Origin of the sequence: Grylomicrobium aquisgranense (genome assembly GCF_033971865.1) — a bacterium.
GTDB lineage: Bacteria > Bacillota_I > Bacilli_A > Erysipelotrichales > Erysipelotrichaceae > Bulleidia > Bulleidia massiliensis.
In genome coordinates, this window is sequence record NZ_JALBUR010000003.1 from 55,618 (window position 1) to 78,226 (window position 22,609).

Genomic DNA, 22,609 nt, shown 5'->3' on the forward strand with positions numbered 1-22,609 from the left:
CAGTTCATCTGCGAATATATGCTTTGTCATCCGGATTATCTTCCGTGGATACATAGCGCTCTGCCTCCATGTGCAGATCATATTTATCCCGCAGTTTTGCCAGCTGCTCCATCATAGGAGAACGATGATGGGCATCGAGTGCCTTCTGATCGTGCCAGCTGTCAATTAACAGAATGGTTTCCGGATCATTCAGGGGAATGAAGTACTCATAGCGCTCATTTCCCGGTTCATTGCGGATGGCATCCGCAATGCCGGAGGATTCCATCTCCTGGGCAAATTTTCTGGCACTGCCATTGGTGCCGTGGTAATACAGATTTACAGTCAGACGCATCATTTTTACCTCTTCTTCAGTATAGCAAAAAGGAATATGCTTTCGACATACTCCTTTTTCAGCTTATTTCTTGTAGAGAACAAGACATTCATATGGCTGCAGCGTCATATGTGCATCAATGCTGTCTCTGTGTACATTTGTTAACAGAATCTCGCTGCCTGCCGTATCATCCAGATCAGCCTGCGTCTGTGTGCCATAGAAGTTGCATAACACAGTCAGCTTTTCATTCTTCCATATTCTCTGGTATGCAAGAACAGAAGGATGCTTTTCAAGCATCGGTACATATGTCCCTTCCTGAATGATCTTCATCGTTTTGCGCAGATGAATGAGCTGCTGGTACCAGGCAAAGATGCTTTCCGGATCTTTGCGGTCATTTTCTACATTGATCTCCTTGTGTGTTTTACCTAGCGGAATCCATGGTGTGCCGGTTGTAAATCCGGCTTTTTCACTGCTGTCCCAGCACATCGGTGTTCTGGCATTGTCACGGCTGCGCTCATTGAGGATATGCAGGACCTCATGCTCGCTCTTTCCTTCCTTTTTCAGGATATGGCAGGCATTGATGGATTCCACATCACGGTACTGGCTGATGTCACCAAAGCCGGCATTGGGCATGCCAATCTCTTCACCCATGTAGATGTACGGCGTGCCGCGCATCAGATGAATTGCCGCTGCCAGCATCTTGGCAGATTCCTTCCGGTATTTTGTGTCATTACCGAATCTGGATACCGATCTTGGCTGATCGTGGCAGTTCCAGAACAAAGCATTCCAGGCATGGTTTTCCTGCATGCCGACCTGCCATTCATTGAGCAAATGTTTCAACTGCATGAAATCAAATGGCTGCAATTCCCACTTCTTTCCATCCTTGTAATCCACTTTGAGATGATGGAACGAGAACACAGAGGAGAGTTCATGGCTGTCATCACCGGCATAGCCGGAACAGTTTTTGACAGTTGTAGAACTCATTTCACCAACCGTCATTGCCTCGGGATCATTGCCAAAGCTGTTCTTGTTAAGCTCTTTAAGATAGGTATGTACCAGCGGCTGATCGGTATAGAACTGGCGGCCGTCAAAGTTGTTTGGATCATCTTCAAATGACGATTTTGAGATCTCATTGATGACGTCGAAGCGGAAGCCATGGACACCTTTTTTCATCCAGAAATTGACAATGTCTGCCATTTCTTTTCTGACGGCAGGGTTGGTCCAGTCAAGATCCGCCTGTGATACATCAAAGAGGTGCAGATACCATTCGTCAAACTTTGGCACATATTCCCAGGCTGGACCGCCGAACTTTGACTGCCAGTTGTTGGGAGGCACGCCCGGGCCTTTGCCTTTTTTCCAGATGTAGTAGGCTTTGTACTTTGGGTCGCCCTGCAGAGCTTTCTGGAACCATTCGTGTTCGGTGGAAGTGTGGTTGAAGACCATGTCCAGCATGATATCTATGCCGCGTGCTTTGCATTCTTTGACAAGTTGCTCAAAGTCGGCCATAGTACCATAGCGGGGATCAATATTCCGGTAATCCTGTACATCATAGCCGTTATCCTTCTGCGGCGAAATGCACATGGGATTGAACCAGATACAGTTGATGCCCAGCTCCTGAAGATAATCAAGACGGGAAATCACGCCCTGAATATCACCCCAGCCATCTCCGCTGGCATCACAGAATGATTTTGGATAAATCTGATAGACGACAGTACTGCTGCGATCCATCGCACGCCTCCTTAGCTAAGTTTTGCAATTCCTGTTTCACCAGCCTGTACGGACTGGTCTTTCTTTAATAATGTTACCGCGGTTCCATCTGTCAGGATGACCGGTGTTACAGCAGATTTACCCTGTGACTTGATATAGTCCAGATCCACTTCCGTCAATACATCTCCCTGATGGACAGTATCACCCTGCCTGACTCTGCCATGGAAGCCTTTGCCCTCAAGCTCGACCGTATCCATGCCAATGTGAATCAGTACTTCTTTGCCGTTGGCAGCCTTGATTCCATAAGCGTGTCCGGTTGGAAAGGCAACTGTGACTGTACCGGAGAACGGTGCCACAATCTTTCCATCCGTTGGTTCAATCGCAAAGCCATCACCCATTGCTTTTGAAGCAAATGCCTGATCCGGAACATCTTCAATTGCAATCAGCTTTCCACTTGCCGGGGATGCCATTTCTTCGCTTTCTTCTGCCTTTGTGAATGCGGCAGGAGCAGCTGCCGGTGCTTCCTCTTCAGTATCAACAGTTGTGATGCGGTCTTCGGTTGTCAGTCTCTTTTTGCCGATGATCAGTGTCAGTACAAATGGAATGACAATTGCTGCGGCCATAGCCAGGAAGAAGGCACCCCAGAACTGCGGCATGATGGACAGGAAGCCTGGAATGCCGCCGACACCGATGGCAGAGGCATTGACGCCAAAGCCGACGGAAATGATGGCAGCTATGCAGGAACCTGTCATGGCGCAGTAGAACGGGAATTCATACTTGAGGTTGACACCGAACATAGCAGGCTCGGTAACACCCAGCCAGCAGGAGATGGCAGAAGGAATATTGACTTCCTGTGCTTTTGCATTTTTCTTCTGCAGAACGGACATGGCCCATACAGCAGATCCCTGGGCAATGTTGGATAGAGCGATCATCGGCCAGAGCATTGTGCCATGAAGCGGCGTATCGGCGATCAGCTGCAGATCGATGGCATTGGACATGTGGTGCAGACCGGTGATGACAAGCGGGGCATAGAAGAAACCAAAGATCGCAGCGAAGATGATGCGGAACTTTCCGGAGATTCCGGCATAGACGACATCAGAGATCCATGTGCCAAGTGTCCAGCCGATCGGGCCCAGAACGAAGTGGGCTGCCATGACGGCCAGCAGCAGTGAGCAGAACGGGACAACAATCATCTTGATGACGGATGGTGTGATCTTGTTGAAGAAGCGTTCCAGATAGGCAAGTGTGAAGGCTGCCAGCATTGCAGGAATAACCTGTGCCTGATAGCCGATCATTCTTGCAGATGCAAAGCCGAAGTTCCAGACATAGTCAGGTGCCCAGGCATCGGCTGCCATGCCGGCAACGGCATAGGCATTGACCAGCTGGCCGGAGACAAGGGTCAGACCAAGGACAATACCAAGCATTTCAGTACCGCCCATCTTCTTCTGAACGGACCAGCAGATACCTACCGGAATGCCGGTATGGAAGACGGCTTCACCAATCAGCCACAGGAATTTGTCTACTCCAGCCCAGAACTGGGAGGTGGCAACAAGTGTCTGAGTGCCGTCACCGAAGATATACAGAGAATCAATGACATTGCGGAAACCAAGAATCAAGCCGCCGACAATGATCGCAGGAATCAGTGGTGCAAAGATTTCAGCCAGATTGGTCATCAGTTTCTGAACGGGATTCTGGTTGGACTTGGCTGCCTGCTTGACAGCATTCTTGGAAACACCTTCCAGACCGGAGATCTTGATGAAATCGTTGTAGTAGTCAGCGACATCGTTGCCGATGATGACCTGGAACTGTCCGGCCTGTGTGAAGGTTCCCTTGGTAGAAGGCAGGGCCTCAATCTTCTTGACATCTGCCTTGGACTGGTCAATCAGGACAAAACGCATTCTGGTGACACAGTGAGAGACTGCTTTCACGTTGTCTTTCCCGCCAACGTATTCCAACAGTTTTGAAGCATCATTTTCGAATTTTCCCATATTTGCCTCTCTATGTACATGTACGTACATGTTCTGCATAGTGATCATATCTTGTACGTACATGTATGTCAATAGCAAAATGAAAACGCTCTCCGCAAAAGAGAGCGTTTCATGCTTTGGGATTTCTTCTGGCAAAATCACGGAACACAAACTTGTCCGGGCGATGACGGCTGGATGTGTACTGGAAGACACGTGCATCGTCCAGATAGGTGAAGGATTCCACATTGACAACCATGTTGAAGTGCTTCATATCCAGCCAGCGCATATCCTGATTGGTTGCACTCTGGCAGGTGATCTTCTTCTCGGCATAGGCAATCGGCAGATGCAGTGTTTTTTCCAGATATGCATACAGGGAATCGGCTGCGATTTCCCTGGTGATGCCAGGACAGATCGCAGCATTGAGAACATCGGTATCCAGGATGATGGCTTCGCCATCGACGCGCCTGACTCTTTGCAGAAGATAGATCCAATCATCCGGATTCATCTTCAAATACTTCTGAAACTTCTCATCCGGATGCGTCTTTTCACAGCAGATAACTTCAGTTTCTACATGGTTTCCCATGGTTGGAGCAAGCTCCTTGAAGGAGACAACGCCATTGACCGGAAAGGCGAACCGGTTGATGGACAGTACGATGGAACCGATCCCTTTTGCCTTCTGGATATAGCCATCCTGTGCCAGCAGTGACAGTGCCTTGCGGATGGTATCACGGGATGCGCCATAGTGTTCCATCAGTTCATGCTCTCCCGGCAGGCAGGAACCGGCAGAATAAGTGCCATCCTCAATCTGTGCCCGTATTCTGTTTTCAATCTCCTGATACTTTGACATATGCTTTCCGTGTTCATTATACACGGGTAATTTTCAGGATGTCATGGGTGGAAAGACACCAAAGCAAATCTGTTTGCTTGTATCAGATTAGATTCGTAACCCATGAAAGAATGTTTTGCATATCACCCTGATCCTGAATTCTGCTATGATATTCGCTCCTTGACTGCAAATTGTATGGTGCTAGAGTAGGAAGCGACAAGTGAATATCTGCTGGGGGAGCGTCAGCTGAGAGTGTGCGTTGCACAGACCCTTTAAACCTGATTCGGACAATGCCGATGTAGGGAAGTGATGATGATCAGAATTTTTTTCAGCAGGAAAAATAGTTCTGATCATTTTTTGTTAAAAGATGCCCTTTTCTGGTGGATAACCGCCCATGTCTGAAAGGGGATCTTCATGAAAGAAGAAAAAGAAAGTATCATGCATCATCTGGAGCTGCGGGATGTCATTCTGATGGCCGGCTTTGGCATTATTTTTGCCATTGTGTATCTGGCTGTTTTCAATGTTGGAATGGGCCTTTCTGCTGCACTGACCACAACTGGTCTTGGCGATTTCTCATTTGACATCATTTATGGCGTCTGGTTCATGGCCGGAACAATGGCAGCTTACATCATCCGCAAGCCAGGGGCAGGCTTGATTGCTGAAGTGCTGGCTTCGGTTGTCGAATTGTTAATGGGAAACTCTGGAGGCATCGCTGTTGTTATTACAGGTCTGATCCAGGGACTTGGTACAGAACTTGGCTTTGCCATTTTCCGCTATAAGAGATGGGATATGGCATCTCTCTCACTGGCATCTGTTCTATCCGGTGTCTTCATTTATGGCTATGAGCTGTATTACCTCCAATATTATATGCTGCCATTTGGGATGCATTGCGGCCATCTGATTATTCGTTCCATCAGCGGCATTGTTTTCTCAGCACTGATTGTCAAGGCTGTCTCAGATGGCCTGGCAAAGACAGGTGTTTTAAAGAATTATGCAATTGGCAAAACGGTAAAGCATGCAGTTGTTCATGAAGAGGAGGCATGACATGGAAAAACTGAAGATTGTTTTTGACTGGTTCCCGAATACGATTCATGCAGGTATTCTCGCAGCGAAAAAGAATGGGGAGTATGAAAAGGCAGGACTGGATGTAGACATTGAGGGACAGGTACACCACGCCATGGATCCGTCCACTACGGATATGATCTGCGGACCGGAAATTTCGATGTTAATGAACATGGAGCATGGGGTTGCTCTGACCGGTATTGCCCAGTTTACACAGAAATGTGATTCTGGACTGGTTTCTTTGAAATCTGCGGGAATTTCCAGAATGAAAGATTTGGAGGGAAAGAGACTGACATACTGGGATCTGCCCTGGTATCATCCGGCTGTTGGCTATCTTGTTGAGAAAGATGGCGGTGATTACAGCAAGGTCAAGAAAGTGATGATGGATGTGGGGGATATCGTCTCAACACTTGGTACAACAGCAGATGCGACATGGGTCTATGAGAACTGGGAAAAGTATGCTCTGCTCGATGCTGGCAAAGAAGTCAACTACATCAACTTTGGAGATATAGATCCGATTTTCAACTTCTGTGCACCGGCAATTGCAGCAACCGGCAATGCGATTGCCAATAAGGCAGATGCGCTGCGTACCTTCCTGCATGTTACGGATCTTTCGTATCGCAGGATGGCTGCAGATCCAGAGAAGATTCTTGAAGTCAGCGATATGATCCCGGAAGCAAGCAGTGACAACATGCTTGTCGCTGGTGCTAAGCATCTAGCACCGATCTGGATTGATGAAAATGGTAAATGGGGACGTATCAAGCCGGCGATGTGGAATAACATGGCAGACTTCCTTGTTAAAAAGAACGTCATTTCCAAGCGTAGGGAGAAAGAATTCACGAACGAATTCTTTGATGACTGACTGTGAACATTTCTGCTTCACATTTGAGCTTTGCCTATGATGAGCAGGGACCTCTGATTCTGAAAAACCTGAGCTGTGAATTCAAACAGGAGGATATCACCCTGCTGGATGGCAATACCGGGGAAGGAAAGTCAACTTTCCTGTATCTTGCGGCAGGGTTGTATCCGCATTATGCCGGTGTTTTGAAAGAAGGTACCGTACTTGTAGATGGAAAGGATCCTGGGAAAATGGATCCATCTGAACGCTGCCATTATGTTGGTATGATGTTTCAGAATCCTGACCTGCAGTTCTGTATGGATACGGTACGCAATGAGATGATCTTCTGTTTGGAAAATCTTCAGGAAAAGAAGGAAAACTTTGAACAGAAAATCAAAGAAGCACTGGCTTTCTGCGGTATTTCCCATCTGGAGAACAGAAAGCTGATGATCCTGTCAGGCGGCGAAAAGCAGAAAACAGCATTGGCATGTTTATGGCTTCTGAGACCCAAATGGCTGCTGTTGGATGAGCCATTTGCCAGCATAGATCAGACATCCCGGCATGATCTTGTTCAAAAACTAATGCAGATGCACAGACAGTACGGTACAGGCATTGTGGCGGTGGACCATCATCCTGAAAACTGGCTTGGTGCTGCCACTTCTGTATGCCATATGCGCAATGGTCAGATTTTTCCTGGAAATCTGCAAGATCTGAATCCTGAACCAGTGCCATACATGGCAGATACAGGAAGAAATCATATTGGTGATGTTGTGCTGCAGATGCAGGATGTGTCTGTATGGCATCAGGATGAGCAGCATCCTGTGATTGATCATGTAAATCTGACTCTTCGCCAGGGTGGCAGCTATGCCATCCTTGGCGAGAGTGGATCAGGTAAAAGTACTTTGTTTGGCGCTGTATTCGGTTTGTATCCGTACCATGGGAAGATTCTTTTTCCGGATAAAGAGATCAAGAAAATGAGGCACCATCTGGCTGGACAGATTGGGATGATTACGCAAAGCCCTCAGGATCAGTTTATTGGCGGAACCGTACGGGACGAGATTGAGGCTGGCATGAATAAAGATAATAATGATGATGCCCAGAAAATCCTGCGTGAAATTCATTTGTGGAAATACCGTGATGTTTCTCCTTATCTTTTAAGCCAGGGACAGCAGAGAAGACTTGGTGCAGCGGCAATGATGAACAGCCGCTGCCGGCTGCTGTTATGTGATGAGCCAACCTGTGCCCAGGATCCTCAGAGTGCATACACGATCATGACCAACCTGTTGCAGGAAGCCAGAGCAAAGCATATTGCACTTGTGTTTTCCACACATGAACAAGAACTTGCAAAGGTATTTGCGGATGAAATCTGGATGATCAAAGATCATACTTTGGTCAGAAAGGAGATTCGATGAGCTCTCTTAACCCATCTACGAAACTGATTGGACTTGTCGTGATGACAATGATTCTGGCAGGCGTTCACAATCCAATCCTGAATGTTGTTGTTTTTCTGGTGGCATCCATCCTCTGTCTGCAATCATTGATCAAGGAACACAGGGGTGTTCATCTCTATTTTTATCCAATGATTCCTATTACCCTGCTGGCAATTGGAATGTTCTTTACCGGATACCGTTTCACTTCTGCGCCATCTTCGGTTGTAAACAGTCATATCATGACAGGTTCTACACTGGCAATGATTCCCGGGAATGTTTATAACGGCCTGATCTTTGCCTCAAGAGTGCTTGTGTATGCATCAATCGGCCTGCTGTTTGCTTTGACTAGTGACCCGGTCACAATGGTGCGCTCCTTTGAAAAACAGCTCCATGTCCCGCAGATGTTTGCCTATGGGCTGCTTGCGGCATGGAATGTATTTCCACACATGGCACAGGAATACAAGAAGACAAAGATTGCCTTCCAGGCTAGGGGCATTCATGTACTGCCATTTTCTCCTAAGCTGCTTGTAACTCTCATGGTGAAAACAACCAGGTGGTCAGATGAACTTGCAATGGCAATGGAATCAAGGGGCTTTTCCTCTCATCAGACAAGAACCTCCTATCAGGCTCCTGTCATTCGGAAACGTGACATGATATTTCTTGCCGTAACGTGCGTCCTGTTTCCATTCTGTTGTATTGTACTGTAAGCTTCTCAACTGAAAATCAGCAGTAAATTGGAATTACTGCTGGTTTTCAGTTTTCTGTTTTTACCGGAATTTTTGAAACAATGAATCATGAGGGAAAGCACGGTGAATAACAGAAAGCGGTATACTTTTGGTGTTATGAAAACTGATGAAATATTTGCCAGCGGCAAGATGAGCAGTGTGATCTGGAAGATGGCAGTGCCTGCCATTGCAGCCCAGCTTGTCAATCTTCTCTACAGTATTGTGGACCGTATCTATATCGGACATATTCCTGACATTGGCACAACGGCTCTGGCTGGTGTTGGTGTGTGCAATGCCATCATCATCCTGATCTCTGCCTTTGCCATGATTACAGGCGGCGGTTGTGCACCGCTTGCCTCTATTGCCTTAGGCTCCGGCAGAAAGAAACGGGCCAGCCAGATGATGAACAATGGCTTTGTCATCATCATGGTGCTGGGGGTGATCCTGATGGTGATCTTCGGATTGACGATTGATCCGATGCTCAGACTGGTCGGTGCCAGTGACGCTACCCTTCCATATGCACATACCTACCTGTCTATTTATCTGCTTGGTACCTTGTTTGTCATGGCTGCCATCGGCATGAACCCATTTCTGAATGTGCAGGGGCATCCCGGTCTGGCCATGTCTACTGTCATCCTTGGTGCGGTATTGAATATCGTACTGGATCCTGTGTTCATGTTCGGCTTTGGCATGGGTGTTGCCGGTGCGGCCTGGGCAACCATCCTGTCCCAGTTTGCCAGTGCCCTGTGGATCATTCTGTTCCTTGTCTCAAAGAAATCATCATTGCGTCTTTGCTTTGCGGATATGAAGCCCAACAGGGAAATCATGCATAAGATCTTTGCCCTTGGTATTTCCCCGTTTGTCATGGCATCCACCGAAAGCATCATCGGCTTTGTCATGAACGGCATCCTGGTTAAGTACGGAGATCTGTATGTCAGCGTATTGACCATCATGTCCTCATGCATGCAGATGATTGCCGTACCGCTCAACGGCTTCCAGAACGGTGCTTCTCCGGTCATTTCCTATAACTATGGCCATGGCAGCCCGGACAGAGTCAAAGAAGGCTTTAAAGTGATCTTCCTGAACATGACCTTGTTCAACTGCTTCATGAGCCTGATGATGATTTTCTTCCCCGGCTTCTTTGCCGCTCTGTTTACCAGTGATGCCACATTGATTGCCGGCGTTCAGAAAGCCATGCCTCTGTTTATGGCAGGCATGACCGTGTTTGGCATGCAGAGAGCCTGTCAGACTATGTTTGTCGCCCTGAATCAGCCAGGTGTTTCATTATTCATCGCCCTGCTCAGAAAGATCTTCCTGCTTGTGCCGCTGGCATTCCTGTTCTCCCATTTCTTTGGGGCCATGGGTGTCTTTGGCGCCGAAGCTGCAGCTGATGCCTTTGCTGCCATTACATGTATTCTGCTGTTCAGGCATATCTTCCCTGGTGTATTGCAAAAGATGAAAGTACAGCAGGCATAAGAAAAACAGGCGTGAAGTCCTTTATGGATTCCACGCCTTTATTGTGCTGTTATGCTGCTTTTTTGCAGTACTGCCAGCATGATGGCCATGACGGCCGGGAAGATGATGGCAGCCAGCAGGCCTGCCTGCAGGTTGTTATGGCTGGCAGCGGAGATCATGCCGGTTAATGTCGGGCCGGCATTGCAGCCCAGATCCCCGCCTAAGGCAAGTAATGCAAACAGCGCCGTACCGCCTGTTGGCAGCTGTCTTGCCGCAATGGAGAAGGATCCCGGCCACATGGCCCCTACAGCAAAGCCGACAACGCCGCATCCTGCCAGACCGATCCAGCTGATCGATGTCAGGGATGCCAGACAGTATCCGATGATGCATAACAGGGCGCTGAAGATCAGATATTTTCGGATGTCGATGCCATGGGTGCTGGCATGAATGACACGGGAGAGTCCCATCAGGAAAGAAAACAGGCATGGTCCGGCCAGGTCTGCCGCGGTCTTGGAGACATGCATGCCGCTTTCGGCAAAGGCAGATGCCCATTGGCTCATGGCCTGCTCGGAAGCACCGGCGCAGATCATCAGGACAAATAACATCCAGAACAGAGGCTTAAAGAGTAACTGGTGTACGGGCATGGTTTTTCCCTGCTCTGTCAGTGTGTTGATCGGGACGATCGAGAAGATAAAGCCATTGACGATTGGCAGGATGGCCCAGAGAAAGGCCAGGATCGGCCAGTGATGGATGGAGAAGATGTGGAAGAACAGAGTGGAGACCAGTGTAACGGCGACAACACCCCAGCAATAGAAGGAATGCAGTAAGCTCATGGCTGATGCTTTGTCATCCGTTGGACAGGCTTCAACGATTGGCGAAATGAGGACTTCGATCAGGCCGCCGCCTATGGCATAGATAATGACACTGATCAAAAGCCCCACAAAGGCATTTGACAGAACATGCGGCAGGATGCCAAGCAGGATGAGACCCAGGACAGCACAGATATGCGCCGCAACGATGCTGGTGCGCCATCCGATCTTATCGACAAACTTTGCGCTGAGTAGATCGATGACAAGCTGGAAACCGAAGTTGAATGTGATCAGGAAGGTGATCTGTGCCAATGGAATGCCATATTCTTTCTGGAACGTGACAAACAGCAGCGGTGCAAAGGAATTGACGACTGCCTGGGTGATATAACCTGCATAGCAAGCATGGATGGTTGCTTTATAGTTGGAACGCAACATTATATTCTATTTCAGATATCCAGATGTCTGTACAGTGACTTTGCAATGCCGTCATTGTCATTGGTATCTGTTACTTCATCCGCAATCTCTTTGACTTTCTCTGTGGCATTTCCCATGGCAACCCCGATCCCGGCATATTCCAGCATGGAAATATCATTCTCGGCATCACCGAAGGCGATAACTTCTTCGGGTCTGATGTGCAGCTTTTCCATGGCCATTCTGATGGAAGTGCCTTTGTTGATGCCTTTCGGGCAGTACTCATAGTAGAAGTTGGCAGTAAACATGCAGGACAGCGTGTCTTTAAAAGGCTCTCTCATTTCCTGCCAGTGTGCCTGCAGATAGCTGCTGTCAGCTGCAGTGAGAATTTTGTGGACCGGGAAGTTGGTAAAGGATACCAGATCCTTTGCTTCCATCAGACGGTAATCACAGCAGCGGGATTCATATTCGATGACATTGAATTCTCTGTCACCATCATGAATCATGCCGGCAAAGACATTCTCTACCACAAGATATTCGCCATATGCAATCATCGGAATCACATCAAACTTCTTCATGTGCTTCAAAACGGCAGTGACAAGGTCCTGCGGCATGGTGATATCTACCAGTACTTCCTGGTTTTCACAATCGGTGACACGGCCGCCATTGTAGGCAACATACAGGCCATGATGATATGGCATATCCAGCAGGTTTCCATACTGTACAACCCCGCGGGTCGGCCTGCCGCTGGCAATGACCAGAATGATGCCTTTATCCTGCGCATGCTTCAAAGCTGTGAGTGTTTTCGGCGTAATCTTTTTTTCACTGTTGGTCAGTGTGCCGTCAATATCCAGAAGTATTGCTTTGATCATATTCTATCCTCTTTTATGTGCCGGACTATTCTAGCATGAATGCTTGCCATATCATCCCCGGGTGGTAAAATTTTTTATCGGACACTTGTCCCGTCAGTAGCGGCTACCTGACGTAAAACGAAAATAAGGAGATGTTTTTTCATGAAAAAAGTCAATCTGGACAGTTTTGCAAAGACTGCCATGATCGCTGCCATCTACACGGTTGTTTCCCTTGCACTGGCACCGTTTTCCTTCGGCAATATTCAGGTACGGATGGCCGAAGCACTGACGATTCTGCCACTGATCTATGAACCGTCGATCTGGGGTGTGACACTTGGCTGTTTCCTGACCAATCTGATTGGTGCTGCCATGGGTGTCAATCCGACCGGCATGCTGGATGCGGTGGTAGGAACACTGGCAACCTTCCTGGCTGCCTGGTGCACATACAGGCTGCGTAACCATACGATCAAAGGGTTCCCGCTGTGGTCCATTCTGATGCCGGTGATCTTTAATTTCTTCTTTGTCGGCGCAGAACTTTCAGCACTCTATTTCCAGGGAAATTTTGTACTGGGACTTCTGATCATGGGCGCAGAAGTTGCCGTTGGAGAACTGATTGCAGTGATTCTTGGCTGGCTGTTAGTCAAGGCGCTGTCCCGGACAAAGATTTTCGAATAAAACGTGAAAAAAAACATGTACTGTTCCAATTGCCGCAGGAACGTGCATGTTTTATTTTCTGCTGATGGTCAATACAAGGAAGAACAGACCGCCAAAGACACCAATGACAGCTGCCAGCAGCGGCCAGTTGATGCCATTCTCTGTGGAAGCTTCTGCAGCTTCTGTATCTTCTGTATCTGTACTTTCTGCCTGTGCGGTTTCCTCACTGGATCCTGTTTCATCATTGGCTGCGGCTGTCTGTACCGGTGCATCATTGGCAATGCAGTCCTGATTGTACTGATACAGCAGATCATTGGCAGCCGAACAGATCTCAGCACTGTCATATCTGCCTTCCACATCTACCATGACCACAGCCAGATAGGGCTGATCACTCATGACGATTTCGGCCACATCATTCACATAGTCATACCATCCCTGCTTCTGATAGACCGTTGTCTGCTGGGAAAGATCGTTGTCAAAACCGTTGCTCTGATCGGGATCGGACATATAGGAGAGCAGTTGTTGAAACTGATCCTGGTTGTTATAGAGGTACTGAAGCACATCCATCAGGAAGTCTGCCGGATAATCATTGTCTTGATAGGTGATGGGATCGATGCCGCCTTCTTCCTGATACTTCTGGGACCCGAAGGTTTCAAACATCAGATCTTTGTACTGATCATAGGAGCCAAGGGCATACATCAGTGTTTCTGAGGAAGGATTGTCGGACTGTACAATGGAAAGATAGTGTGCCTGAGACAGGGTGTACATGCCGATGGCTTCATCCGGGTCGATATTGCCGGCATTTTCCTGCAGGTAGTAATACATGTTCAGCGGCAGCTTGTAGGTACTTGCCGCAAACATATAGGTATCGCCATTGTACTGCCAGTATTCACCCGATGCTGTGTTGCAATAGGCAAGCGAAAAAGAGTCCTCATCCAGATCATACTCTTCCATAAACTGCTGAACTCTGGCATCCAGAGAAACAAAAGACACCTGGTCTTCTGCCTGTACGGGTGTGATGACCATTGCCCCGGGCAGAGAACAGGCGCATAACATGTTCAGAAGTCTCTTTTTCACAATGTCAACATGCTACCGCAAATCTTAAGATTTTTCCTGAAGGTTATCTGAACATTCATGCAGAATTGTGCAAATGATGTATTGAAATGATCTGAAAAAGCAGAATGATGCATCATCCCTGCTGGCTTCGGGCTTCATCATGGCAGATGCCGGCATGTTTGTTTATTATAACAGGCAGTATTTGTTAGAAAGAAGGAGACATATGAAAGAAGCTTCGGTGATGGTTCCGTTTCTGGATCAGACATCTGAACCGGATATTCTGTTTGAAGTCCGCCAGCGTTCCATCCCGCAGGGCGGAGATATCTGTCTCCCGGGCGGACAGAAAGAAGCTGATGAGACAGCGCAGGCAACAGCGACCCGTGAGACATGTGAGGAACTGCTGATCAGGCAGGAGCAGCTTCATGATGTGACGCCGCTGTTTACACTTCCGGGTCCCGGCGGCATTGCTGTACATGCCTTCCGCTGTCATCTTGCGGATTATCATCATACGTATGGGACCTCTGAAATTGAAAGTGTCTTTACGATGCCGCTGTCATGGTTTCAAACACACGAGCCATCAGTGCTGGAAGTACAGATGGAGATGAGACCGGAGGATCAGGCTGCCATCAGGGAACTGATCCACCGGTCTGATTATGCTTTCCGTCCGCAAACCAGAGTCATGCGCTTTTACAATACAGACCATGGCGTGATCTGGGGATTGACGGCAGAGATCCTGTACCGCATCATGCACCCGTGATCAATCATCCTGTGATTCATTTTATATGACGAGTGATACGGCACGCAGAACCAGTGCTCTTTGCCTGCTGTAATACCATTGAGAAAGCAGTAAAGCAGAAATGATGGCAGGATGTGGATCGGCATAGAACAGCCTTTTTCTGTGATTGTGTCATATCCTGGCAGGAAAAGGAACAGTTTTCTACTGAGATGTTCTGGCTGACTTTCAAAAAGAATGAGAACGGTACAGCATGGTAGAATGGAAAGCACGGAGGAAAACTATGGAATTTGTGTTTGCCGGTGGTGCCAGAGAAGTGGGAGGCAGCTGTATCTATGTCAGACTGAAAGAGATGGGGATTCTGATGGATGCAGGCATTCATCAATCAGGCAGTAAGGATCCTCTGCCTGATTTTCAGGCTGTCCAGCAGGCTGGCGATGTGGATGCGATCATCGTTTCCCACGCCCATATGGACCATACGGGTTCTCTGCCGGTGATTTCCAAAGCATATCCCGGTGCAAGGATTTATATGACGCCGATGACCATGGATCTGACAAGAATCCTGCTGGCAGACAGTCTGAAGCTGATGAACCGGGCAGAGGGCAGTGTCCCTTTATACTCACAGGATGATGTGGATGCCATGATGGCAAGGGTGGTGCCGGTTCCTTTTGAAACACCGTACCAGATCAGAGAAGGCATTACATTTACGTTTTATCCTGCCGGTCATATTGCCGGAGCTGCCTGCATTTATCTGATGACACCGGAAGGCTCGATTTTCTACTCGGGAGATGTGTCTGGCTTTGCGCAGGAGACCATTGAAGGAATCCGGATTCCAAGACTCCGCCCGGATGTCGGCCTGTTTGAATCGACTTATGGCAACCGGCTCCATGCCAACCGTCAGGGCGAGGAGCAGAAGCTCATTGATACGGTCAGCGAGGCAGTCCGGCAGGGAAAGAAAGTGCTTATTCCTTCCTTTGCCCTGGGCAGATCGCAGGAAGTGCTGCTGATTTTAAGCAGGGCCATGGCAAAGAAACAGATTCCGATGGTGCCGGTGTATGTGGATGGCATGGTCAGGGATATGACGATGGCATATCTGCGATATCCAACATATCTGCGGGCTGTGCTGGCCAGAAAGATCATGAAGGGACAGAATCCGTTCTTTCATGATGCGATTCAGCCTGTCAGCAATGCGATGGACCGGAAGGAACTGGTGCATCAGAAAGGACCTGCGATCTTTGTGGCAAGCTCAGGCATGTTAACGGGTGGACCAAGTGTCACTTATGCAAAGGAACTGGTGCCGGATGAAAATGCCGTGATTATCATCACCGGCTATCAGGATGAAGAAGCACCTGGCCGTACGCTGCTGAATATGATGGATGCAGATCAGGAAGAAAAAGATGCGGTGATTGATGGCACCCTTCTGCCAGTGAAGTGCAAAGTTGTCCAGGTCGGTCTGTCTGCCCACTCTGACAAGTCAGAACTGCTGGCATTGATGGAGCGTCTTGGCTGCCATCAGATTGTGCTGGTTCATGGTGATGAAGATGCCATGAGTGCCCTTGGCACAGAGCTTTCCGGCAATCTGGCCAATCATGTCTATCAGCCATCCACCGGCACTTCCCTTTCTTTCTCGTTTCATCACCAAAGAAAACAGTTGCCTCAGCAATTATCAAATACCATGCATGGTACAGATATCGCTGATCCACAGCAGCAGAAAACACTCTATGCCTTCTGGCAGCAGAACTATCCTTACCGCACTTTTACCATGCAGGATCTGTATGCAATGTATACCGGCAGAACCATCCATGCCGATCAGTATGATGCACAGGAAGAAGAACAACTGCAGCAGTTTGCCAATATCATTGAAAATTCTGTCTATTTCAGCCGTGATGCCAGAAGGATGTTTCTGTTCAGACGAAACAATGAAGCAGAGATTGCGGAACAGACAAAGAAGAAGGAACCTGCCATGCAGGATGTACAGGCAGAACTGAGCGAGCTGTTAAAAGAGATTCCTTATCGGAAACTTGGCTTTTACCAGGATGAGAAAATGGTGAAGATCATCTGTGACTATCCCGATGCCTTTGATAAGACTGTACTGCAGAATGTGGATGAGAAGATCTTCCATGATACGGGCTGGCATGTATCGCTGCATGAGGCCATGAACCACCAGGCAGCGGATATTCTGCTGCACAATCTGTTTGCCGGCAATGTGAAGAAGATTTCCTACTATGAAGAAAAGAAGGAATATGTGATCAGCCTGCTGGATGAGAGCAAGGCAGATCCGTCTTTTTCTGAACTGTTTACCAAGACAACCGGGTGGAAGCTGGCCTTTGGAATCCCGAGTGGTTCTGCCGTGTCAGTGCCGGAATCATCTGCAGTACAGGATGAAATGATGATCCTGAGCCATGGGAAAAATCCGCTTGAACAAAACGCTGCCATGACACTGATCCATGCCATGTTTGCAGGGGAGGATGTCAAACCATATAAGCTTGGCATCAAGACGGTCTCAGGTGTGCGCTGCTTTGAGGCTGCCTTCCTGTCGCCACAGCTTGGTCTGGGAAAAAAAGAACTTCTGCAGAAGTGTGCCGATGATACGGGCTGGAATATGCATATCGCAGCCAGTGTGAACCAGAATGCCATTCAGATTCTGTTGGCACAGTTATGCGCGCAGTATGGCATTTCTCTATCGAAGAATCCCTCGTATCTTGCGGGTGAAAAGACGATGGAGATCCGGACTGTGCAGGAGATTCCGGAAGAAATGAAAGACCGGTTCCACAAAGAAACCGGTCTGTATCTGAGAAAGAAAATCTAACTGTTGTAGTCGCCGCCGGAAATGCCGAAGTATTCTTCAAAGGACAGGTCCGGATCGATGTTATACATGGCAGTAGCTGTATCGACACCGACATAGCGGTAATGCCATGGCTCATAGTCATAGCCGGTATAGTCTGTCTTGCCTTCAGGGTAGCGCATAATGAAGCCGTATCTGTAAGCATTGTGATACAGCCACTGGCCGGCATCGGTATTGATGAAGCTCTTGTCACAATACGTGCTTTCATCATCTCCGTTGAGATCTGCAGCCAGCCCAGTCTGATGATCGGAATATCCAGGCCGTGAGGAAATGGAATCCGCATAGTCGGTGCCATCATCATCCACATATTTGTTGTACAGTGTTGTCTGCAGGTCATAGGAGCGGTATCCGGAGCCCAGCGTCAATGTGATGCCGTCAGCCTGTGCGGCCGCAAACATATTCTCCATCGCCGTGGCAGCCTCTTCCCGCATTACGGCATTGTTATAAATCTGGGCAACATTAACATAACGCACATCCTCAGGGGCATAGCCCGATGGCAGAGGATGTTTTTTGTTTGCACAGAAGAGAATGCTGCTGGGATCTGTCAGACGGGTATCATTTTCCGGATCTGTGGATGCCGGTGTAAAGACGGCAGTGGGATTGGATGTTGAGGCGGCAGAAGCGGAAGAATCAGCAGTTTCCGATGCCTGCGCACTGGAAACAGCAGAGGCAGACGGGGAAGCGGCAGCACTCTGTTTATGACGCATCGTATCCACAAGAGAAACAATGCTGGCCAGGATCAGAGCCATCACGGCTATTACGACAACCAGGCGCTGATAGCGCAGATGTCTTTTCTTTCTACGGTATTTCATGCCCCGACATGATAGCACAGAAATGATTGTCAATGCAGGCAGACTTAGACTTAGACAATATGTAAAAGCCTTCCATTAACTTGTGTGTTAGCACCTGTGAACACGAATACGTATTCCCCTGCTGTTGCTGACATCGTCAGCTGCTGCAAGGGAATCAGGAAAAAGGTTGGAAATGATACAGAGATCGTTGTTAGGTATGAAGCTGGCTGCCTTGGATGCGTGCATAGATGATTGTGTAATGATGTTTTTTTAACCAGCTGATTCACTTCTAACCAGGTTAATGTATTCTCTCTTTGATTCAATATATACTTGTCTGTGAAGATCGAATGATGCATATCTGTTGATGTAAATACTGCTGACATTGCGATACTGACGAATGACTTCATTGATTTTGCTGTGAAGGCTGTTAACTGTATTCAGATGATTTACCTGGTCATACGAAAGGCCAGATTTCAGTTCCTTATGCGGGCAGTTTCTCTCAGAAAGCACACCATCATATGCACGCTGGCTATCCGTCCACACAAATGTTCCTTCTTTAATGTGAGTGCACACTTTCTTAAGCTCTTCTGTTCTTGGCCTGCCAGTGTTCTCGGTATGACTAAATGATTTTCCATTTCTCTCAACTACGCTGCTGAGGCATACTTTGTCATGGGATATTCCTGTTCTCCGCTTTTGCGAAGGCCGATAAATTGTCACCTGATGCCTGGCATCATCTATTTCCGCATGAACAAGGCCTTTATGGCACTCATTGATGTACTTCTCATCAGCTTCACAAGGCTTGCTTAAGACTGTTTCTTCATTTGCCGCTTCAAGAAATGCCAGAAGCTTGTGTCTCATACGGAAAACTGTGACAGTATGTTTGTCAATCTTAGCTGCCGTTTTCTCAAGTGAAACGTTATTGAATGTATCCTCAATAACCGTATTCCAGATATCACGCGAACAGTGTGAGTAGAAGGTCAACTGTCCACGATCTGCTGTAAAGCGGCGGTGACATAGAGGACATTTAAAAAGCTTCTTAGAGCGCTCTCTCTTGCCATCTACTTCTTTGTAGGTGTAGCCGCCTTTGCCAAATGTATCAATTTCTTCATGACACTTTGGACAAACCTGAAAAGAGTATTCACTTGTTTTCTCATTCAGGTCCAGAAAATCATTAATGGTGCGAATCACCTTATCCTTCTGGTAAGGAAACAACGATTGTATTTTCTCGGAGATCTCATCAAAATCAGTTGTGCCAATCAGTTTATCATCCATGGAATTCACCTCACATGAATGATGATAATCAGCCAGCTTAGCATTACTGTACCTGAACAAGTACAGCAACCATAGAATTCACCAATTTGTTAATATGCCCTTAGAAAAAGATGCAGCGGGAAATTATTTACAGTGATGTAGTTCTGACTAGTTGACTGTACTTTTTATCATATGATATATACGCAAATAACAACAGCCTTTTTTCTAATCTAATTATCTTTTATATTTTTGATAGGAAAATGGAGAAAGGGGGGATATGCAATGTTATCATTTTGTCTATCCAGGTATAAGAATGGAGATAATCTCAAAAAGAATCAATTGAAAAATGCGCGTGATTATTGAGCAAATATATGTTTGAAAGGAGAAGAACATGAAAAAAATCGCCAAAGCGTTGATTGCTGTCCTTGTTGGAATCGTCGTAGCATTTCAGCCAGTATCTGTTTATGCAGCACCCGAGTCAGATAATCTTTCATTGGAAGATAGATACTATCGTATTCTAGCAAGCCGAATTGCAAAGAGTCCTCATTTAGCACCGGTCTTTGAAAAAAACAGTTTGTATGCAGACGATTTTTCCATATTTAGTTCTATTAACGACAAGCCCACTGCTGAAATCGTTGCAGAAAACAGTAATACTGGGGAAGCAATCATTCATGACACTAACAATGACTTGCTTATTTATACAGATATAATAGATGATTCACAACTGACAATGATCATTGAAGGTAATCGATATACAATTATCGCAGATGAATATGATATATATTGTGTATCTGAATCTGGCGAGTCATTAAAAGTATTGGAATATTTACCAGACAATCCTTCAAATGAGGATCATAGCGAAGAAAAAATGATGGCAGCAGCATCAGGTTCATGGATTTTGATGGCTCAGCACATCAAAGGAACAAACACATTACTCCTGCAGGCAATATCGGAAATTGTAACTATTAGTGGACTGGTCTCGTGGAATTGTATTTGTCCTGCAATAGGAAGAATCCTTGTTATTGTAGGCATCTTTACTCTTGTTGGTCAAAAAAAGACAGTAACACTTTATACTGATTATGATCGATATTATAAATCTGATTGTACAACGTATTTCAGAGATTATGTCCGTTTTTATCAGTACAATAATTACACCGGATATGCTGGTGACGGATATAGCTATTTCCATTCGGTAAGGCCAGACTACGCTGGTCAAAACTGTCTGGCATATGCATAAGCATGATGAAAAAATCGCATTTGTTTCATGAGATCATTACGATTCTCGGCTTCACATTAGCACTTGCAATAAATATGCATGCAGTAAACGGCACATTTCAAGACATTATTATTTTTGCTCTGGCACCAGTTGTGATTATCCTAATGATATTGCATCCACGCATGAATAAAGAAACCACAGTAGACCCCATAAAAAGCCAGCGAATTCTAAATACTGTATATATGTGCAGTATGTTACTGCTGATTCTGCTTGCAGCATCCTATTATTCGTAATCTTTTGACTCTTCTAGCATCTTGATGGGTAATTTTCCTTCAGAAAATGGCGAATAACCATTGATGAAGGATTTTTATATACATGCAGGACGATTCGGTAACTTGATCTTGATATTTGAGCGCACAAGCATGATCAGATCCACCATGTTCTGATAGTTCTTGAAGCCATAGGATCTGTGCACCAGAAGACTGATTTTATTGTTGTTTGCCTCTACTCTGGCATTACTGATGACTGTCCTGATGAAGTTCAGAATGTACTCCATGTGCCGCTTGATCTTCTTGCTCAGTTCTCTGAACGTCTTAATTCTGCTTCTGTCTGCCCACATCGTCCAATGCTTCAGTTCTTCCCTTGCAGCCTCTGGATCATTCATTTTCAAGATGATGCGCAGTTTCTCCTTTAAACGGTATGCTCTGCTCAGGACAGGATCGTTGATCTGAATGCTTTCAAGCTTTGCTCTCTGGCCTTCCTCAGTCTCTCGGCCGCCTTATCATCTGAAGCCGGTCTGCCGCAATGCCTTTTTCCTGCTTCCTTCTCTGCCTCCTTAAGGATCGCACGTGCTCTTTGCCATGATTCTTTACGAATAGAATCCAGGGCTTCAGTTGCCTATTCCACAACATGGAATGGATCTGTACATTTGTCCACCTGAGGGCACCATTCATTTATAGCATCTGTGATCCACCTGGCCTCATCTCCTGATACTACTTTCAGGCTGGCACGCTGTTCCTCACTCAATTCCTTAAAGAACTCTTCTATCACTGTCTTTCCGTGATCTTTATGGACACATACCACAGTATTGGTTTCGTGATTGACGACAACCGTAATATAGCGATGCCCCTTTGAATAGCTGGTTTCATCAATACCGATCTTTCTCAAACCGTTGAGTCTTTTCTTACGGTCTGGCTCGAGGTCATCCATTGCTCTGCTGAGGCATCTTCCTACTGTGGCCCATGAGATCCGCATGTACTGAGAGACAGCTGTCTTGGAGAGCAACTTGGCCATCCAGGCCACCGTCATATCAAAGTCTTTGGTAAACAAAGAGTTCGGATAAGCCCATGGTACCGCCATTGTTACTACACCATGCACAGGACAGGTACCGCGCGATGATTCGGCTTCAATCTTCATAATGATGCCGCCACAGTCAAGAGCTCTCCATGTTCTCACTTTGTTGGAACGGTCATACTTAGGAATCTTGCGATTGCAGTAAGGACACCTGCAGGAAGCTCACTTGACAAGATGAACACGGGTTGTAATTGTACCTACGCCTCGATCATCTTCAGAATAAGTACAATTAACGATCACTGTATCCTTGATGCCAAGGATCTTCTTCAATACGCTATTAGTTGTCATCTTTCTTCTCTCCGTGTTCTTTTGGTTGAGT

The 22,609-nt window shown here is 47.0% G+C and carries 19 protein-coding genes, 3 pseudogenes and 1 riboswitch; of the genes and pseudogenes, 9 read left to right on the plus strand and 13 right to left on the minus strand.

Features of this window, described 5'->3' with window-relative positions; translation table 11 throughout:
* Positions 1 to 4: 4 nt before the first annotated feature.
* The 4 genes from MOZ60_RS02295 to treR all read right to left on the minus strand — a co-directional run bounded on the left by MOZ60_RS02295 (position 5) and on the right by treR (position 4,831).
* The gene (locus MOZ60_RS02295) at positions 5 to 334 is read right to left on the minus strand and encodes a putative quinol monooxygenase (RefSeq protein WP_371832618.1); all 330 of its coding nucleotides are present in this window, start codon (positions 332 to 334) and stop codon (positions 5 to 7) included.
* Positions 335 to 394: 60 nt separating this feature from the next.
* On the minus strand, positions 395 to 2,038 hold the full coding sequence (gene treC, locus MOZ60_RS02300; protein ID WP_370595494.1) for an alpha,alpha-phosphotrehalase: 1,644 nt from the start codon (positions 2,036 to 2,038) through the stop codon (positions 395 to 397).
* Between the two features lie 11 nt (positions 2,039 to 2,049).
* A complete protein-coding gene (treP, locus tag MOZ60_RS02305; protein WP_370595495.1) occupies positions 2,050 to 4,005 on the minus strand; it encodes a PTS system trehalose-specific EIIBC component in 1,956 nt (651 codons plus the stop codon).
* 109 nt (positions 4,006 to 4,114) lie between these two features.
* Positions 4,115 to 4,831 carry a trehalose operon repressor gene (treR, locus tag MOZ60_RS02310; RefSeq protein ID WP_370595496.1) on the minus strand — a complete coding sequence of 239 codons (717 nt, stop codon included), beginning with the start codon at positions 4,829 to 4,831 and terminating at the stop codon, positions 4,115 to 4,117.
* Positions 4,832 to 5,033: 202 nt separating this feature from the next.
* A riboswitch (TPP riboswitch) is annotated at positions 5,034 to 5,132 on the plus strand.
* 92 nt (positions 5,133 to 5,224) lie between these two features.
* Between treR and MOZ60_RS02315 the strand changes: the two genes are divergently transcribed.
* The 5 genes from MOZ60_RS02315 (at position 5,225) to MOZ60_RS02335 (ending at position 10,341) form a co-directional block, all read left to right on the plus strand.
* Positions 5,225 to 5,854 carry an ECF transporter S component gene (locus tag MOZ60_RS02315; RefSeq protein WP_370595497.1) on the plus strand — a complete coding sequence of 210 codons (630 nt, stop codon included), beginning with the start codon at positions 5,225 to 5,227 and terminating at the stop codon, positions 5,852 to 5,854.
* Position 5,855: 1 nt separating this feature from the next.
* A complete protein-coding gene (locus MOZ60_RS02320; RefSeq protein ID WP_370595498.1) occupies positions 5,856 to 6,734 on the plus strand; it encodes an ABC transporter substrate-binding protein in 879 nt (292 codons plus the stop codon).
* Between the two features lie 2 nt (positions 6,735 to 6,736).
* The gene (locus tag MOZ60_RS02325; RefSeq protein ID WP_370595499.1) at positions 6,737 to 8,122 is read left to right on the plus strand and encodes an ABC transporter ATP-binding protein; all 1,386 of its coding nucleotides are present in this window, start codon (positions 6,737 to 6,739) and stop codon (positions 8,120 to 8,122) included.
* The gene (locus tag MOZ60_RS02330) at positions 8,119 to 8,847 is read left to right on the plus strand and encodes an energy-coupling factor transporter transmembrane component T (protein WP_370595500.1); all 729 of its coding nucleotides are present in this window, start codon (positions 8,119 to 8,121) and stop codon (positions 8,845 to 8,847) included. Before MOZ60_RS02325 ends, MOZ60_RS02330 begins: the two co-directional genes overlap by 4 nt.
* Positions 8,848 to 8,949: 102 nt before the next feature.
* On the plus strand, positions 8,950 to 10,341 hold the full coding sequence (locus MOZ60_RS02335) for an MATE family efflux transporter (protein ID WP_370595501.1): 1,392 nt from the start codon (positions 8,950 to 8,952) through the stop codon (positions 10,339 to 10,341).
* Between the two features lie 38 nt (positions 10,342 to 10,379).
* Here MOZ60_RS02335 and MOZ60_RS02340 read toward each other — a convergent pair whose 3' ends face one another.
* Both MOZ60_RS02340 and MOZ60_RS02345 read right to left on the minus strand, forming a co-directional pair.
* Complete coding sequence (locus tag MOZ60_RS02340) at positions 10,380 to 11,564, minus strand: MFS transporter (RefSeq protein WP_370595502.1); 1,185 nt, start codon at positions 11,562 to 11,564, stop codon at positions 10,380 to 10,382.
* Positions 11,565 to 11,575: 11 nt separating this feature from the next.
* Complete coding sequence (locus MOZ60_RS02345; protein ID WP_370595503.1) at positions 11,576 to 12,412, minus strand: Cof-type HAD-IIB family hydrolase; 837 nt, start codon at positions 12,410 to 12,412, stop codon at positions 11,576 to 11,578.
* Positions 12,413 to 12,553: 141 nt separating this feature from the next.
* Here MOZ60_RS02345 and MOZ60_RS02350 point away from each other — a divergent pair, with 141 nt between their 5' ends.
* Entirely contained in the window at positions 12,554 to 13,066 is a 513-nt protein-coding gene (locus MOZ60_RS02350; RefSeq protein WP_370595504.1) for a QueT transporter family protein, read from the plus strand.
* 51 nt (positions 13,067 to 13,117) lie between these two features.
* Here the strand turns inward: MOZ60_RS02350 and MOZ60_RS02355 are convergent, their stop codons facing one another.
* Complete coding sequence (locus tag MOZ60_RS02355; protein WP_370595505.1) at positions 13,118 to 14,122, minus strand: serine hydrolase; 1,005 nt, start codon at positions 14,120 to 14,122, stop codon at positions 13,118 to 13,120.
* A 202-nt stretch (positions 14,123 to 14,324) separates the two neighbouring features.
* On the opposite strand from MOZ60_RS02355, the gene MOZ60_RS02360 reads away from it, so the two are divergent.
* Positions 14,325 to 14,858, plus strand: a complete 534-nt coding sequence (locus MOZ60_RS02360) for an NUDIX hydrolase (protein WP_370595506.1) — start codon at positions 14,325 to 14,327, stop codon at positions 14,856 to 14,858.
* Positions 14,859 to 15,117: 259 nt separating this feature from the next.
* The gene (locus tag MOZ60_RS02365) at positions 15,118 to 17,643 is read left to right on the plus strand and encodes an MBL fold metallo-hydrolase (protein WP_370595507.1); all 2,526 of its coding nucleotides are present in this window, start codon (positions 15,118 to 15,120) and stop codon (positions 17,641 to 17,643) included.
* An 83-nt stretch (positions 17,644 to 17,726) separates the two neighbouring features.
* On the opposite strand, the pseudogene MOZ60_RS02370 reads toward MOZ60_RS02365, so the two are convergent.
* A pseudogene (locus MOZ60_RS02370) lies at positions 17,727 to 18,491 on the minus strand (M15 family metallopeptidase); the annotation flags it as partial.
* Between the two features lie 249 nt (positions 18,492 to 18,740).
* The gene (locus MOZ60_RS02375) at positions 18,741 to 19,742 is read right to left on the minus strand and encodes an IS1595 family transposase (RefSeq protein ID WP_370595509.1); all 1,002 of its coding nucleotides are present in this window, start codon (positions 19,740 to 19,742) and stop codon (positions 18,741 to 18,743) included.
* A 370-nt stretch (positions 19,743 to 20,112) separates the two neighbouring features.
* On the opposite strand from MOZ60_RS02375, the gene MOZ60_RS02380 reads away from it, so the two are divergent.
* The gene (locus MOZ60_RS02380; protein WP_370595510.1) at positions 20,113 to 20,958 is read left to right on the plus strand and encodes a hypothetical protein; all 846 of its coding nucleotides are present in this window, start codon (positions 20,113 to 20,115) and stop codon (positions 20,956 to 20,958) included.
* A gap of 346 nt (positions 20,959 to 21,304) precedes the next feature.
* Here the strand turns inward: MOZ60_RS02380 and MOZ60_RS02385 are convergent.
* The 4 genes and pseudogenes from MOZ60_RS02385 to MOZ60_RS02400 form a co-directional block, all read right to left on the minus strand.
* Positions 21,305 to 21,694: pseudogene (locus MOZ60_RS02385) on the minus strand (transposase); the annotation flags it as partial.
* Positions 21,695 to 21,834: 140 nt separating this feature from the next.
* Entirely contained in the window at positions 21,835 to 22,353 is a 519-nt protein-coding gene (locus MOZ60_RS02390) for a transposase (protein ID WP_370595511.1), read from the minus strand.
* A pseudogene (locus tag MOZ60_RS02395) lies at positions 22,327 to 22,434 on the minus strand (hypothetical protein); the annotation flags it as partial. The gene MOZ60_RS02390 and the pseudogene MOZ60_RS02395, both read right to left, overlap by 27 nt.
* An 18-nt stretch (positions 22,435 to 22,452) precedes the next feature.
* A complete protein-coding gene (locus tag MOZ60_RS02400; RefSeq protein WP_370595512.1) occupies positions 22,453 to 22,578 on the minus strand; it encodes a hypothetical protein in 126 nt (41 codons plus the stop codon).
* Positions 22,579 to 22,609: the final 31 nt, after the last annotated feature.